General features: G+C 60.8%; 12 protein-coding genes. 11 read left to right on the forward strand and 1 reads right to left on the reverse strand.

All coding sequences use genetic code 11. The annotated features are described in order from the left end of the window. Positions 1-20 precede the first annotated feature (20 nt). The 6 genes from OKW41_RS05920 (at position 21) to OKW41_RS05945 (ending at position 6,609) form a co-directional block, all read left to right on the forward strand. Positions 21-1,187 carry an acyl-CoA dehydrogenase family protein gene (locus OKW41_RS05920; protein WP_429571845.1) on the forward strand — a complete coding sequence of 389 codons (1,167 nt, stop codon included), beginning with the start codon at positions 21-23 and terminating at the stop codon, positions 1,185-1,187. A 16-nt stretch (positions 1,188-1,203) separates the two neighbouring features. Continuing rightward, positions 1,204-2,010, forward strand: a complete 807-nt coding sequence (locus OKW41_RS05925) for an enoyl-CoA hydratase (protein ID WP_429571846.1) — start codon at positions 1,204-1,206, stop codon at positions 2,008-2,010. A gap of 22 nt (positions 2,011-2,032) precedes the next feature. Beyond that, complete coding sequence (locus tag OKW41_RS05930; RefSeq protein ID WP_429571847.1) at positions 2,033-2,902, forward strand: MaoC/PaaZ C-terminal domain-containing protein; 870 nt, start codon at positions 2,033-2,035, stop codon at positions 2,900-2,902. Between the two features lie 54 nt (positions 2,903-2,956). Further along, positions 2,957-4,165 (forward strand): acyl-CoA dehydrogenase family protein, encoded by a 1,209-nt coding sequence (locus OKW41_RS05935; protein WP_429571848.1) that lies wholly within the window; start codon positions 2,957-2,959, stop codon positions 4,163-4,165. Between the two features lie 9 nt (positions 4,166-4,174). Then, positions 4,175-5,308, forward strand: a complete 1,134-nt coding sequence (locus OKW41_RS05940) for an acyl-CoA dehydrogenase family protein (RefSeq protein WP_429571849.1) — start codon at positions 4,175-4,177, stop codon at positions 5,306-5,308. Positions 5,309-5,379: 71 nt separating this feature from the next. After that, complete coding sequence (locus OKW41_RS05945) at positions 5,380-6,609, forward strand: cytochrome P450 (RefSeq protein ID WP_429571850.1); 1,230 nt, start codon at positions 5,380-5,382, stop codon at positions 6,607-6,609. Between the two features lie 141 nt (positions 6,610-6,750). Here the strand turns inward: OKW41_RS05945 and OKW41_RS05950 are convergent, their stop codons facing one another. Next, positions 6,751-7,410 carry a TetR/AcrR family transcriptional regulator gene (locus tag OKW41_RS05950; RefSeq protein WP_429571851.1) on the reverse strand — a complete coding sequence of 220 codons (660 nt, stop codon included), beginning with the start codon at positions 7,408-7,410 and terminating at the stop codon, positions 6,751-6,753. A 1,357-nt stretch (positions 7,411-8,767) separates the two neighbouring features. Between OKW41_RS05950 and OKW41_RS05955 the strand changes: the two genes are divergently transcribed. The 5 genes from OKW41_RS05955 to OKW41_RS05975 are packed head-to-tail and all read left to right on the forward strand — an operon-like array spanning position 8,768 to position 15,801. Next, entirely contained in the window at positions 8,768-10,465 is a 1,698-nt protein-coding gene (locus OKW41_RS05955; protein ID WP_429571852.1) for a DUF1302 domain-containing protein, read from the forward strand. Between the two features lie 14 nt (positions 10,466-10,479). Beyond that, on the forward strand, positions 10,480-11,829 hold the full coding sequence (locus tag OKW41_RS05960) for a DUF1329 domain-containing protein (protein ID WP_429571853.1): 1,350 nt from the start codon (positions 10,480-10,482) through the stop codon (positions 11,827-11,829). A gap of 49 nt (positions 11,830-11,878) precedes the next feature. Beyond that, positions 11,879-12,187 carry a DUF1329 domain-containing protein gene (locus OKW41_RS05965; protein WP_429571854.1) on the forward strand — a complete coding sequence of 103 codons (309 nt, stop codon included), beginning with the start codon at positions 11,879-11,881 and terminating at the stop codon, positions 12,185-12,187. A gap of 53 nt (positions 12,188-12,240) precedes the next feature. Further along, on the forward strand, positions 12,241-13,305 hold the full coding sequence (locus tag OKW41_RS05970; RefSeq protein ID WP_429571855.1) for a WD40/YVTN/BNR-like repeat-containing protein: 1,065 nt from the start codon (positions 12,241-12,243) through the stop codon (positions 13,303-13,305). 12 nt (positions 13,306-13,317) lie between these two features. Further along, entirely contained in the window at positions 13,318-15,801 is a 2,484-nt protein-coding gene (locus tag OKW41_RS05975; protein ID WP_429571856.1) for an efflux RND transporter permease subunit, read from the forward strand. Positions 15,802-15,869: the final 68 nt, after the last annotated feature.

Raw genomic sequence — 15,869 nt, forward strand, 5'->3', positions numbered from 1 at the left:
CAAGCAAACGGAAACCATTCATGAGCCGAATTTCCACACCCGATCAATATCAGGAACTGCGCGACGCCTTGCGCGACCTCTCGAAGGAGTACCCCGACGAGTACTGGCGCCGCATCGATCACGAGCGCGTCTATCCCGAGGCGTTTGTGGACGCGCTGACGAAGGCCGGCTGGATGGCCGCGCTGATCCCTCAGGAGTATGGCGGTTCAGGTCTCGGGTTGACCGAGGCGTCAGTGATCATGGAGGAGATCAACCGCAACGGCGGCAACTCCGGGTTCTGCCACGGCCAGATGTACAACATGAATACGCTGCTGCGTAACGGCTCGGAAGCACAAAAGCGCAAGTACCTTCCCAAGATTGCGTGCGGCGAACTGCGCCTGCAGTCGATGGGCGTGACCGAGCCGACCACGGGAACGGACACCACGAAGCTGAAGACCACCGCCGTGAAGAAAGACGGCCGCTACGTGGTCAATGGCCAGAAGGTATGGATTTCGCGCGTGCAGCATTCGGACATGATGATCCTGCTCGCGCGCACCACGCCGTTGTCGGACGTGAAGAAGAAGTCGGATGGGCTGTCGTGCTTTCTCGTGGACCTGCACCAGGCTATCGGCAATGGCCTGACCGTGCGGCCGATTCCGAACATGGTCAATCACGAGACGAACGAACTGTTCTTCGACAATCTGGAGATTCCTGAAGAGAACCTGATTGGCGAGGAAGGCAAGGGCTTCAAGTACATCCTCGACGGACTCAACGCCGAGCGCGCACTGATCGCGGCCGAGTGCATCGGAGACGGCTACTGGTTCGTCGAGCGCGCGTCGAAGTACGCGAGCGAGCGTATCGTGTTCGACCGGCCCATCGGTATGAACCAGGGCATCCAGTTCCCGATCGCCGAGGCCTACATCGACGTGCGCGCGGCGGATCTGATGCGCTACAAGGCCTGCGAACTGTTCGACAACCATCAACCGTGCGGCGCGGAAGCGAACATGGCGAAGCATCTCGCGGCCACGGCTTCGTGGAAAGCCGCGAATGCCTGTCTGCAGACCCATGGCGGCTTCGGTTTCGCTTGCGAATACGATGTCGAGCGCAAGTTCCGCGAAACCCGGCTCTATCAGGTGGCGCCGATTTCGACGAACCTGATTCTGTCCTACGTCGCCGAGCACGTGCTCGACCTGCCGCGTTCATTCTGAGCTTTGGAGGGATCTGATGCGCTTCGAGACCATTCTGTACGACGTCAAGGACCGTGTAGCGACGATCACGCTGAACCGTCCGGAACACATGAACACCTGGAACGACCAGGTGGCGACCGAAGTGTACGAGGCGATGCAGGCGGCGGGCGCGGACCATGGCGTGCGCGTCATCGTTTTCACCGGCGCGGGCAAGGCGTTTTGCGCGGGCGGCGATATTCACAGCTTCGGCGGTGATCCCGCCGCGCTCATGACGAAGCTCCCGCGTCCGTTCGATATGCGCAAGCGCGCCGACTGGCAAACGCGCTGCTCTTACTACCCGGCCATTCCGAAGCCGGTGATCGCGATGCTCAACGGCGCCACCGTCGGCATTGGCCTGATCCACGCCCTTTTCTGCGACATCCGCTTTGCGTCCGAACACGCGACCATCACGACGGCATTCGCGCGCCGCGGCCTGAGCGCGGAATACGGAATGGCCTGGATACTCGCGTGTCACGTCGGCCAGGCACACGCGCTCGACCTGCTGCTGTCGGGACGCAAGATCAAGGGGCGCGAAGCCGAACGTATGGGACTCGTGAATCGGGCAATTCCGGCGGACAAGCTGGTCGAGGAGACCTATGCGTACGCGCGTGAAATGGCGGAGTACTGCTCGCCGCGCTCGATGCGCATCATGAAGGAGCAGGTCTGGGAGGTGCCGTTCCAGACGCCCCACGAGGCGGTGATACACGCCGGGTTGGACATGCCGATCGCCAACCAGTGCGATGACTACAAGGAAGGCATGGCGAGCTTTCTCGAGAAGCGCAAGCCCAACTTCACGGACTACTGAGCACACATAGGACTACCACCTCATGCTGAACTACGAAGTCGTCAAGAACTGGCCGATCGAAGATGTCACGCAGACATATAGCGAGCGCGACGTCATGCTGTATTCGCTCGGTCTCGGGTTGGGCGCGGACCCGCTGGACGCAGAACAGCTGCGCTACGTATATGAAAAGGACCTGCAAGCGATGCCGACTTGCGCGGCCGCGTTCGCGTGGCCGAAATCGTGGATGCGCGATTCGCGTACGGGCATCGACTACCTGAAGCTCGTGCACGGTGAGCAGGACGTTCGCTTCATGCGCCCGATGCCGGTTGCAGCGACCATCGTCAGCAAGACGCGGGTGAGCCGCATCTCGGACAAGGGCGCGGGCAAGGGCGCGATCGTCGAACTCAAGCGTGACATCATCGACGCCTCGACGGGCGAACAACTTGCCGAAGTCCGGCAGGTGTCCTTTCTGCGCGGCGACGGCGGGTTCAGCGCCGAGTCGGGCGCGAGCGACGCGCCGCCCGAAGCGCTTCCGGCTGTGCCGGAGCGCGCCCCGGACGCGGAATACGTCTTTTCGACCGGCGCGCATGCAGCGTTAATCTACCGCCTTTCGGGCGACGCCAACCCCCTGCACGCGGACCCGGAGGTGGCGTCGAAAGCCGGATTCAACCGGCCCATTCTTCACGGCCTCGCGACCTATGGCATGGCGGGTTACGCCGCGATTCGCACCTTCGCGGGCAACGATGCAAAGCGTCTGAAGCGACTCGCCTTGCGGCTGACCGCGCCGGTGTATCCCGGCGAAGAAGTGCGCTTCCAGTTCTGGCGTGACAGTGACACGCGTCTGCATCTGCGGGCGCGCGTCGACGCACGCGATGTGGTGGTGCTGAACAACGGAATCGTGGAAATTGCCTGAAACCGCGCCCGGCAGCGCCGACGTGCTTTGCCGGGCCGCGACTGGAGCCTGACGATGGACCTGAAAGAGAGTCCCGCCGACAAGGAATTTCGCGCCACGGTGCGCGAATTCGTAGCGACTCATTTGCCCGACGACATTCGTGAACGGGTGCTGAACTTCCGCCATGTGCCGCGCGAAGACTACGTGCGCTGGCAACGCATTCTGGCCGGGAAGGGATGGGGCGCACCTGCATGGCCCGCGCAATTCGGCGGCGCCGCCTGGAATGCCGCGCAGCGCAACATTTTCGACGAGGAATGCTTTACCGCCGGCGCGCCGCGCCAGATGCCGTTTGGCCTTTCGATGGTTGGACCTGTAATCCAGAAGTTCGGCACCGACGCGCAGCGCGAACGGTTCCTGCCGCGCATCATCTCGATGGAGGACTGGTGGTGTCAGGGTTACTCCGAGCCGGGTGCGGGTTCCGATCTGGCGTCGCTCAAGACGCGTGCGGACCGCGTCGAGCGCGACGATCAACCGTTCTACGTCGTCAACGGCCAGAAGATCTGGACCTCGTTTGCCCAATGGGCGAACTGGATTTTTTGCCTGGTCCGCACGGATGGCAGCGGCCGCCCACAGGAGGGCATCTCGTTCCTGCTGATCGATATGTCGACGCCCGGCATTACGGTCAGACCCATCCGCACGCTTGACGGCGGCCACGACGTCAACGAAGTGTTCTTCGACAATGTGGCAGTGCCAGTGAGCAATCTCGTCGGTGAGGAGCATCGCGGCTGGTCGATCGCCAAGTATCTGCTCGGCCACGAGCGGACCAATATCGCCGGCCTCGGCAACTGCAAACGTTTCATGCGACGTCTGAAGGAGATTGCCAGCACCGAGCGTAAGCACGGCAAGCCTCTCATCGAGGACGTTCGCTTTCGCGATCGCATCGCCAGGGTGGAAATCGATTTGATCGCGCACGAATGGTCGCTGCTGCGCGTCGTCTCAGCCGAAACTGCAGGACGTCCCATCGGACCGGAGGCTTCGGTGCTGAAAATCCGCGGTTCGGAGATTCAGCAGGAGCTTACGGAGCTGATCATGGAATGCGCAGGCCCCTATGCGGTGCCTTTTGTAAGCGAAGCGCTGGAGGCGCACTGGCGCGGCGAAACCGCGAACGGCGAGCTGCTCAACGCGCTGGCCGCGCACTACCTGGACTGGCGCAAGATTTCGATCTACGGCGGTTCGACTGAAGTGCAGAAAAACATCATCGCCAAGCAGGCGCTCGGCATCTGAGGACACGCCATGGACTTCACGCTGGTTGAAGAGGAACAGATGCTGGCCGACGTGGTCGGCCGTTTCGTCGAAAAGGAATACGATTTCGAGGCGAGGCGCCGTCTCGCCGCTACTCCCGAGGGCTGGTCGGCTGCGCACTGGACTACGCTGGCCGAAATGGGCGTGTTGGCGCTGAACGTTCCGCAGGACCATGGCGGCCTTGGCACGGGGCCGGTCGAGACCATGCTCGTGATGGAGGCCTTCGGCCGTGGGCTCGTACTGGAGCCGTTTGTTTCGACGGCCGTGATCGGCGCGAAGCTGATCGGGCGCGCGGGACACGAGGCGCGCAAGGCGGAGTGGCTGGCTGGTATCGCGGACGGCAGCCTGAAGACCGCGCTGGCGACGCTTGAACCGGGCGCGCGTTTCGATTTGTGGAATGTTGCGATGAGGGCCGAGCCAACGCGTGACGGGTTCATCCTGAATGGACGCAAAGGCGTTGTACTTCACGGCGACAGCGCGGACATTCTGCTGGTTTCGGCGCGTAGCGCAGGCGAGCGGACCGACAAGCACGGCATCACACTCTTCGCCGTCGATGCGCGAACGCAAGGCGTCAGCGTCAAAGGATTTCCGGCACTCGACGGCCAGCGTGTCGCCGAGGTGGTGCTGGACGACGTGCGCGTCGATGCGCAGGCTGTGATCGGCGCCATCGATCAGGGCTATCCCTTGCTCGAATGGACCGTCGATCAAGGTATTTTCGCGCTGTGTGCGGAAGCGGTCGGCGCGATATCGCGGCTGAGCGATCTGACCTTTGAATACCTGCGCACGCGAAAGCAGTTTGGTTCGCCGATCGGCAAATTCCAGGCGCTGCAGCATCGCGCCGCCGATATTTTGACCGCGGTAGAGCAAGCGAAATCGATGGTCTTCTTTGCTGCCGCGAAACTTGGCGAGGACGATGACCTGGAGGCCCATCGTGCTGTTACGGCCGCAAAGGCGCTCATTGGCCGTAGTGCACGCTTCGTGGCGCAGCAAGCGGTACAACTGCACGGAGGGATGGGCATGACGGACGAACTGGCGGTGGGGTGGTACGTGAAGCGGCTCACCTGCATCGACATGACTTGGGGAAACACCGAACACCATATCGAGCTGTACGGTGCGTTCCTGTAATTGCGGTTAATCAGACGACAAGAATGGTCCCGACCGCACATGCCGGTCGATTCGAAGAAAGGAGACAACTGATGTCAGTAGCTTCTCATGGCGCGACTCCGGAGCTGGCGCCAATTCCCGCGCACGTATTGCCTGAACGAGTGTTCGACATCGATATCTACAATCCGCCGGGTGCCGAAGACGACTACCATCTCTCGCTCAAGCAGTTGCACGCCGAAGGCATTCCCGACATTCTCTGGACACCCCGCAACGGCGGACACTGGATCGCGACGCGCGGCGATGACATTTATCACATCCTCAAGGACTATGAGAATTTCTCGTCGAAGCAGCTGACAGTGCCGCTCGTCGAGCATCAACCGTTGCCGCCGATCTTCTTCGATCCTCCGCAGCACACCGCCTATCGCGCGCTGATCGCGCCTGCGTTCATGCCACAGGCAATCGGCAAGCTCGAGGAGAAGGCGCGCGAAATGGCGATCGAATTGATCGACGGCTTTTATCTTAAGGGCGAGGTGGAATTCGTATCGGGGTTTGCGCAGCATCTTCCGATCGGCATTTTCATGAACATGGTGGCGCTGCCCGCCGAGGATCGCGAGTACTTGCTCGGCCTCGCTGACAAGATGGTCCGCCCGGTCGATGCCAACGAGAAGCTCAAGGCGCTCGGTGCGATTTTTCAGTACCTGGGGGTGAAGATTGCGGAACGCCGCGCGAACCCGGGTGACGATCTCATCAGCAAGATTGTCCATTCGAAGATCGACGGGCGCGCGCTCACCGACGAAGAAGTGCGGGGGCTCTGTGGTCTCGTGCTGATTGGCGGCCTCGACACGGTTGCCTCGGCAATGGGCTTTATCGCGCGATTCCTCGCCGGGAGCCCGGCCCACCGGAAGCAGCTCATCGACAACCCCGAACTGACGCAGAAGGCCGTGGACGAGCTTCTGCGGCGCTTCCCGGTGGTCAATCAAGGGCGGCGGATCACACACGATTTCGAGTACAAGGGCGTGCAGATGAAGGCGGGTGACATGATCATCATGCCGACCACACTGCACGGCCTGGACGAGAGGAAGTTCGACGATCCGCTGAGCGTCGATTTCGCTCGGCCTACGCCGATTCATTCGACGTTCGGCAATGGCGCGCATCGTTGTCCCGGGTCGTTCCTTGCGCGCGTGGAGTTGAAGGTTTTCCTTCAGGAATGGCTTAAGCGGATTCCCGATTTCCAGATCAAGCCTGGCGAGAAAGCGGGTGTCCACGGAGGTGTGAACGGCACGCTATACCACTTGCCTCTTGTCTGGGACGTGGTCCGCTGAGGATCGGTCACAATGGCCTGAGCAGGCCATTGTGACCATGTGCGTCTGTAGAAGGGGATCTGCGGCTCGGTGCGCCCGTCACATGGCGCGCCGACCGCTCCAAACGGGCGCGATTCTGGCACAAGCAGCTGCCTTGCAGTTTTATGGAGATGCCTTGCTCAACGCTCGCCAGACGACCTTCATGGCGTGACGGAATGAGTCCGCATTAACGGTGTCCGCGCCGGACCGGCGAAGAAAGACGACCAGACCGTGCAGATGTGAAAGGAGTAGGGCGCCGCGCAACGTGCATTCTCCCGAAGGCAAGGTTGGGTTGATCTGCGCGATCAGTTCCGCCAGGAGACCCTGAAAATCCGCAGTAGATTTCGCCATCAGGGCATGAAGAAAGGGCTCGTGCTCTGCGAGGCTCCAGGATTCCAGCACAAAGGCGCTAACGCGTTTTCCGCCGCTCGCCGTCAGTACGGAGAACGCCTCGTCGACGATGACATCCAGCCGCGCTTCCGGTGAGCGGGATTTGTCTTGGGCGATCGCCCGATAGTGCTCGAAATAGCGATCCGTGTATGCCTCGATCGTGGCCCGCAATAGTTCTTCGCGGGTGCTGAAGTAGTGCTGCAAGGTCCTCAGTCGAATCCCTGCCTCGCTGGCAATGCGGCGTTGAGTGAAACCAGCGTTACCTTCGGATGCGAAGACCTCGATCGCCACTTCGATGATGGCGGGCACGCGGGTCGTTCTGTTCCCGCGCCGTTTGGGCCCGTCTGCTGCCGTGTTGCCGAGGTCTGCCGATGAGATGGTCATGTCTTTCATCTGTTGTGGTCTCCTTGGCGTCTGCTGTCCTCTCGCTTGTTGCCAGTCCGGGATGTGTATCTGCGGGCTATACCCGCCTGATACGAGCGGCGTTCGATCCTGATCGGGCAGCGCCGGCATTAATCTGATGATAGTCAGATGACGAATAAATATGTGTCTGCCGACTAATTAGCTTTTAGATAGAGTCTGATCCAGACACTCGCGACATCACATATCCTACACGAATAAAGGGCAGGTTTGTCCATACCAGCATTTCCCCTGGTGTCATCTGGGCTTGATAATGGGTCGGCTGACTACTATTATTTAGTCAACCGACACATTACGCCGGAACCCGACCATTCCCACCGTGTCGCAAGCCGAAGCAGCAGATTCGCAGGGTTTCGGGTTGGCCGGTTAGAGTCGCCAATTTGCGTTCGCGGTTGTGATGCCAGCAGCGCGCACAGGCCGTAGAAGGAGCTGGACATGAAGGTTGCGGAAGGTTCTTTGCGTTCGCTGATCGACAAGTGGATTGCGCCCACTGCAACCACCCCGGTGCACATCACCCGATGTACTTTCGCAAATTCAGGCCAGACGAAATGTGTACTTGCGCGGTCGTCCGCCGCTGAGAACGCTTTCGCGATATTCTTCTTTCGGCACGACGACGGGGCATGGCGCGTGTTCCCGCCTCCTCCCCGCAAACCAGAAAGGCACTTCTACGCAGCAACGGGATAAGGGATTCGTCTGATCGCGGTTCATGACCAGCCTATACAAAAGGACTGCCAAGGAAACTGATCCGATCGCACAAGCGTTTTCGGCTGCTTCCGCGATTCGTCCTGCTTTCGCGCCTGAATAGAAAGACGAAAGACCGGCTCATCGTGGCCTGTACTGGGTACCGGACTAAAGCCGAAGAATCCGGGCTCCGTCCGGCCTGCCTATCGATTCATCATCCGCTCTGACGGTTTTCCGAAAGCCATCCATGGTTTGCATCGCCAATCTGCGCAGTCGAAGCGGACACCTCGCAAATGGAAGCGTCACCACTGTCTCGTCAGCGTCACGCACTCTGCACGCATTGGGCACCGGTGCGATTCTGGCCATGCGCGGACCGCTTCGAGTTCATCACCGAACTCAAATCCACGTTTACCCCGCATTTAGAAAGTCGTTCGGAAAATTGCATCACTTAGGGGTGAGCGAGCGTTGACAGTCGAGTTTCGAGCGTTTATCTTTCCGAACAGCATTCGCATTCTGGTGACGCGGTTGGAAGGATCTGAGGCGATGCTGACGAGGTAGGGAGGCCGGTTTCGCTTCATTGCAAAAGTCTGCGGCAGTCCAACGGCCTGGGCCTTTTCTGCGGCAGCTCGACAAAGACAAGAGGAGACGCATGAAACAGAAGAGTCTAAAGCCAAGTGCGATCAGCCTTGGCGTGCACGCGACCTGCATCGCTGCAGCGTGCGGGTTGTGGAGCGCGAACGCCAACGCCTTCCACTTCGATGTGCCGAACCCGGACATCGACATGGAATGGGACAACACGGTGCGTGCGGACTACGGCATCCGGCTTCAGAACCCGAGCCACTTCTACACGAACAGCCCGACCTACGACGAAGGCGATCTATCGACGCCGAAGTTCAGCACGATCCAGTCGATGCTGAACCTCTACAGCGAATTCGATTTCAAGTACAAGGACACGTCCGGCTTCCGCATCAGTATGGACGCGTGGTACGACCCGACGTTCAAGAATCACAATACGAGCAATCCTGCATTTCCTCCGAACTATCCGAACAACGAGTACACCAGCTACATCAAGAAGTACTACCAGGGGCCGAGCGCCGAGCTGCGTGATGCGTTCGTGTTTCACACTTTTGACCTCGGTGGTCACTCTGTCAACGTCAAGCTCGGCCGGACGGCAGTCACCTGGGGGCAGTCGGCGTTTGCTACGCTGGGTGGCGCGAACTCGGTGGCCATCGGTCAGCAGCCGCTCGACCTGATGAAACTGACGCAGAGCCCGAGCGCTTCGCTCAAGGAAATCGTGTTGCCGACGGCTCAGGCCAACGTGACGACGAACATTACCGACACGTTCTCCCTCGGCGCGCAATACACGTTCGAATGGAATCACGATCGGCTGCCTGAAGGCGGCACATATTTCGGCGGTGCCGATCCTATTCTTTACGGCCCTCCAATCGCCAGCTACCAAAACATTCCGGGGCTGGGCACATTCGCGATTCCGCGCATCGCGCCGACGAAAGGCCAGATCGGCGATATCGGCGTCAACGGCAAGTGGCGCGTCGATTCGCTCGCAACGACCTATGAATTCACGTACCGCCACTTCGCCATGAAGATGCCATGGGCGGCGGTGCTACTCCCGGGTGCCGGACCGGAACTCTTCCCAGGCACCAACCTTCCTGGTGTTACGGCGAAGTACGGCAACGACGTGAACCTGATCGGCGCTGGCTTCAACAGTGCGATCGGCAGCGCGGCAGTGGCAGGCGAGCTGTCATATCGCTGGAACATGCCACTCAATGCCGTCAACACGACGACGGTCAACGATGCGCCGACGGGTCGCACGCTGCACGGTCTGCTGAACGTCACGCAGTCGTTCGGCAAGACGCCCTTGTGGGACAACATGTTCCTGCAGGCGGAATTCGCGTTCAACCAGCTGCTAAGCGTGCAATCGAATGCGCGGAATTTTGCCAACTCCAGTTATGACACCACGGGCCAATGCTCGGCATCGGGCAACTCCGCGTTTAACAACTGCTCGACGCGCTTCTGGGCCGGGATCGGCATTGGTGCGAGCCCGCAGTGGTATCAGGTATTCCCTGGGGTTGATTTGACGATGCCGCTGTTCGTTAATCTGAATCTGAAGGGCTACTCATCTGTCATCGCGCCAGCGGCCGAATCACAGGGGCAGAACACCTTCGTGATCGGGCTTGATTTCACGATCTACAACAAGCATGAGGTGGACATTACCTACACCTACTACCTGAACAAGAAGGGGTACTCAACGGCGGGAGCCGCGACGGCGCTCGGTGCACCGTACAGCGACAAGTCGTGGATCGGCATCACCTATCAGACAACGTTTTGATGACGGAGGCACGTGTGAAAAGATTCCCAAAGCTTCTTAAGGCGCTGGCGATACTCGCCGCGGTTTGGGCCTCGCCGTATACGCTGGCAATCGAGAGTGGGATCACCCCGTTCGGCGCGGAAATTGCCGGCAACAAGGACGGCACGATTCCGGCATACACGGGGGGCATCAAGGACTTTCCGACCGGGTTCAAGGCCGACTCCGGTAAATGGGCGGACCCGTTTCCTGGTGAAAAGCCTGTTCTGCAAATCACCGCTCAGAACTATCAGCAATATACCGACAAACTGAGCGCCGCCTCGATCGAGCTGTTCAAGCGCTATCCGACTTACCGGATGGACGTTTACCCGACGCACCGCTCGGCTTCGTATCCGGACTGGTACCTTCAGAACTCGGAAAAGAACGCGGAAAGTGCCAAGCTCGATAAAAACGGCCTTTATATCGATGGGGCGTTCGGCGGCAAGCCGTTCCCGGTGCCGAAAAACGGTCAGGAGGCGCTGTGGGACTGGGAAATACGCTACGTCGGAACGGCCCAGAAAAACAACGTGAAGACGTGGCTCGTCGATTCGAGCGGCACGCCGATTCTTGCTGCGCAGTTCAAGAGTTCGCTGCTCTATCCGTATTTCGAGCCGAAGTACGAAGCGGAGTTTCGCAAGAAGGGTCCCCTCGCGATCTGGTATCAGGTATATAACGACTACGCGGCACCGGCCCGCCTGATTGGCGACACGTCGCTCTTCTGGTACTTCACGGATTCGGCCGATCACGATCAGCAATCGTGGGAATACAACCCGGGCCAACGCCGCGTGCGCGTGGCGCCCGATCTCGCCTACGACACGCCGAACCCCGGCTATTCCGGCGCGATCACGATGGACGACATCCAGTTGTTTTACGGCAAGATCGATCGCTGGAACGCGAAGCTGGTCGGCAAGAAGGAAATGTACATTCCGTACAACGACTACAAGCAGCAGTACGACACGCCGGCCAGCAAGATCACCACGCCGCATTTCGTGAATCCCGATTATGTCCGGTGGGAGCTGCACCGCGTATGGGTCGTGGAGCTGACGCTCAAGCAGGGTGCGCGTCACATCTACAGCAAGAAGACGCTGTACTTCGACGAGGATGGCGGCGGGGGAATGATGGATGCCTACGACCAGTCCGGCAAGCTCTATCGCGCCGGCTTTGAGACCACGGTTCCCGCGTACGACTACAAGGTGCCGTATTCGCTCGGTAACTGGTTCTACGACTTCAACAGCGGCATTTATATCTTCGGCAGCCATCCGGCGGACTCGCCCGGGATTTTCTTCAACGTGAACTTCCCAAATGACTACTTCACGCCGGAGCGTATGCAATCCGCGGGTGTGCGCTAGTTGCGCGCCGAGTTGAGGATGAGGTATTGAGCGATGCGTCCTGCCCGGCTTGCCTGGCGGGACGCATCACCAGCAGAACGCGAAGCTCGAACAGAATGGCCTGTTCGTTTCCGGCGGATTCGGCGGCAAGCCGTTCCCGGTGCCGAAGGACGGTCAGGAAGCGTTGTGGGATTGGGAACTGCGCTACGTGGGTACGGCGCAGCGCAATAATGTGAAGACGTGGCTGGTTGACTCGAGCGGCACGCCGATCGTCGCTGCCCAATTCAGGAGTTCACTATACTGCTGGCCCAGGCACAAGGAAGGGCGTAGCACGTGCGCCGTGCCGGCTATGGCATGGCGCACAAGGAAGTTTTCATAAAAAGCTCAGGACTGTTCGCGTGATCGATCGCCAGTTACTGTGAAGGAGACACAATGCGCAAGACCCTGTTTCGTTGGCTGGCAATCGTCGCCGCGGCATGCGCCGCGAGCGGGTCGGTCTATGCCGAATTCGCCGACCCGATGCGCTCGCCCGCCGTCATCAACCCGCATGCCGCGTATGAACCGCTGATGGCGCTGGCGCAGGCCGGACAGCGCCTGGTCGCGGTAGGTCCGCGCGGAGCAATTCTCGTATCGGACGACGCCGCCGTGCACTGGCGCCAGGTACCGGTGCCGGTGAGTTCCGATCTGGTGGCCGTTACGTTCAAGTCGGCCGCGCAGGGCTGGGCGGTCGGACACGACGGCGAGGTGCTCCATACCACCGACGGTGGCAATAGCTGGACGCGACAGCTCGACGGCCAGCAGGCGGCCAGGCTGATGAGCGAGTACTACGCGAAGCAACAGGGCGATTCACCTGATCTCAAGGCGTCGCGCGAAGAGGCCGAGCGCTTTGAAGCAGACCAGGGAGGCCGTCCGTTTCTCGACGTCTGGTTCGATGACGAGCGTTCCGGCTGGGTCATCGGTTCGTTCAACATCATTTTTCATACCGACGACGGCGGCAAGAGCTGGGTGCCCTGGTTCGACCGCGTCGACAATCCCAACGCACTGAATCTACATGCGATGCGCCGCATCAACGGGACGCTTTATGTCGCGGGCGAGCAGGGCTTGCTGCTCAGGCTCGATCCCGACAAGCAGCGTTTCGTCGCGGTGCCGACGCCTTCGAAGGGCAGCTTTTTCGGTCTCGCTTCGTCGGGCGACGCGCTGATCGCCTACGGGATGCTCGGCAGCGCCTATCGCTCCACCGACGGCGGCGCGACGTGGGACAAGCTGACGCTGCCAACCGGCGCCAGCGTTCTGGCTTCGGGCGAACTGCCGAACGGTCATCTGATTCTCGCGACGCAGGCGGGCGAACTGCTCGAGAGCGCGGACCACGGAGCAAGCTTTCATACACTTGGCGCGAGCCAGCCAGGCGGCATCTTCGCCATGGCGCTGCGCGGCGACACCGCGGTGCTGGTCGGTGCGGCCGGCCTGTCGCGGATCGCATTGTCGAAGTCGCACTAAGGGGGAGCAGACATGGCTGGCGGCAACAATGCCCAATTCGACAAGATGCCCGTGGTGGCGGATCTTGCCGAGTTCGATACGCGCTCGGGTAACGCGCTCGAGCGGTTGATCTTCAACCGGCGTCCGTGGCTCATCGTCATCTGCGCGATCATCACGGCGGTGCTGGGATTTCAGGCGCTGCGGCTCGATGTGAATGCGAGCTTCGAGAAGATGATTCCGCTGTCGCATCCGTACATCAAAAACTACCTCGCCAACAAGGCGGATCTGAAAGGACTCGGCAATTCGCTGCGGATCGTCGTCGAGAATCCGTCGGGTGACATCTACGATCCGAAATATCTCGCGGCGCTGCGGCGTATCAACGACGCGTTGTTCCTGATTCCGGGCGTCGACCGGCCTGGCGTGAAGTCGCTCTGGATGCCGATCGTGCGCTGGAACGTGGTCACGGAGCGCGGCTTCGCAGGGGGACCGGTGATGCCGGACGGCTTCGACGCGTCCGCGCAGGCAGTCGAACAGCTGCGCACCAACGTTGCGCGCGCCAACATCGTGGGCAGCCTCGTGTCGAACGATCTGCATTCGAGCATGATCCAGCTGCCGCTGCTCGATCATTACGCCGATACCGGCAAGCCGCTCGACTACGCGAAGCTCTCGCACCGGATCGACGAGGTCATCAAAGCGGAGGGCCGCGGCGAGGTGCAGGTTCACGTGGTGGGCTTCGCGAAACTGATCGGCGACCTGATCGACGGACTCAAGCTGGTAGCGATGTACTTCGGCGTGGCCGCGGGGATCGCCCTCGTCGTGATCTTTCTCTATACGCGCTGCTATCGCAGCACGCTGCTGGTGGTGGCGTGTTCGCTGATTGCGGTGGTCTGGCAGCTCGGCATCATTCGCACGCTCGGCTATGTGCTAGACCCGTACTCGGTGCTCGTACCGTTTCTCGTTTTCGCGATCGGCGTCTCGCATGGCGCGCAGAAGATGAACGGGATCACGCAGGACATCGGGCGTGGCACGCATCGCTACGTGGCGGCGCGCTACACGTTCCGGCGGCTTTTCCTCGCCGGTCTCACGGCGTTGCTCGCGGACGTTGTTGGCTTCGCTGTGCTGATGGTGATCGACATTCCGGTAATCAGGGATCTGGCATTTACCGCGAGCGTTGGCGTGGGCGTGCTGGTCTTCACCAACCTGCTGCTGCTGCCGGTACTACTGTCATACATTGGTGTGAGTCCGTCGGCTGCACGACGCAGCGTGCGTGGCGAGCAGAACGACGCACGCGGCACCTCGTCGGCGGGCGCGTTGTGGAATCTGCTTGATCGCTTCACCGAGCGCCGCTGGGCTGTCGGTGCGATCGTTTGTGCGGCGGCGCTAACGGTGTTCGGCTTGTCGATCAGTCAGCACCTGCAGATCGGCGACCTCGATTCGGGCGCGCCGGAACTCAGGCCGGAGTCGCGTTATAACCTCGACAACGCGTACACCAACGCGCACTACGGTCTGTCGAGCGACCTGTTCGTCGTGATCGGCAAGTCGTCGCACGGCACCTGCGACGCCAACAACTTCCCGCTGGTGCTCGAGGCGGACCGGCTCGAAACCGCACTGCGGGGCGTGCCGGGGGTGCAGACCACCACCTCGGTCGGCGGTCTCGCGCGCTGGGTGACGTCCGGGTTCTACGAGGGCTACCCGAAGTGGTACACGATCGACCGCGTGCCTTCGATCGTGAACAAGACGGTGTGGCAGATCCTGCTCGATCATCCTGATCTGCTGAGCCAGACCTGCGGCACCGCACCGGTCATCGCCTATCTGACCGATCACAAAGCGGCGACGCTGTCGCGCGTGATGGAGGCTGCAGAGGCATTCGCGAAAACCCATAGCGACGCCGATCATCAGTTCCTGATGGTCGCCGGGTCGGCGGGCATCGACGCGGTGACGAACGTCGTTGTTGCCAAGGCGAACCGCACGATGCTGTTGATGGTGTATGCAGCGGTGATCCTGCTGTGTTTCATCACGTTCCGCAGCTGGCGCGCGGTCGTGGTGGCGGTCGTGCCGCTCGGGATCACGTCGGTGCTGTGCGAGGCGCTGATGGTCAAGCTCGGCATCGGCGTGAAGGTGGCAACGCTGCCGGTGATCGCGCTGGGCGTGGGCATCGGCGTCGACTATGCGCTCTATCTGCTGAGTGTGCAGCTCGCGTATCAGCGCGCTGGGCAGCCGCTGCGTGTAGCCTATCGGCACGCGGTGCAGTTCACCGGGAAGGTCGTGGCGCTGGTCGGTGTGACGTTGGCTGCCGGCGTCATAACGTGGGCGTTCTCGCCGATCAAGTTCCAGGCCAATATGGGCATCCTGCTCACGTTCATGTTCCTGTGGAACATGATCGGCGCGCTGATCCTCATTCCGGCGCTGTCGCATTTCCTGCTGCAAGGCATTTCGCGCAAAGCAGTGGCGAAGGGCGGCGCCGCCGGTTCCACGAAGGTCGAGGCCTGTAGCGGTGAGGCAACGCTGCGGTCGTAACTGCGGAACGGGTGCCGCTCTTCGCGCGGCACCCTGGCAGGACAAAAGAATTGGCCCACTATCCGTGG

It is taken from the genome of Paraburkholderia sp. UCT70 (assembly GCF_050434085.1).
GTDB lineage: Bacteria > Pseudomonadota > Gammaproteobacteria > Burkholderiales > Burkholderiaceae > Paraburkholderia > Paraburkholderia tuberum.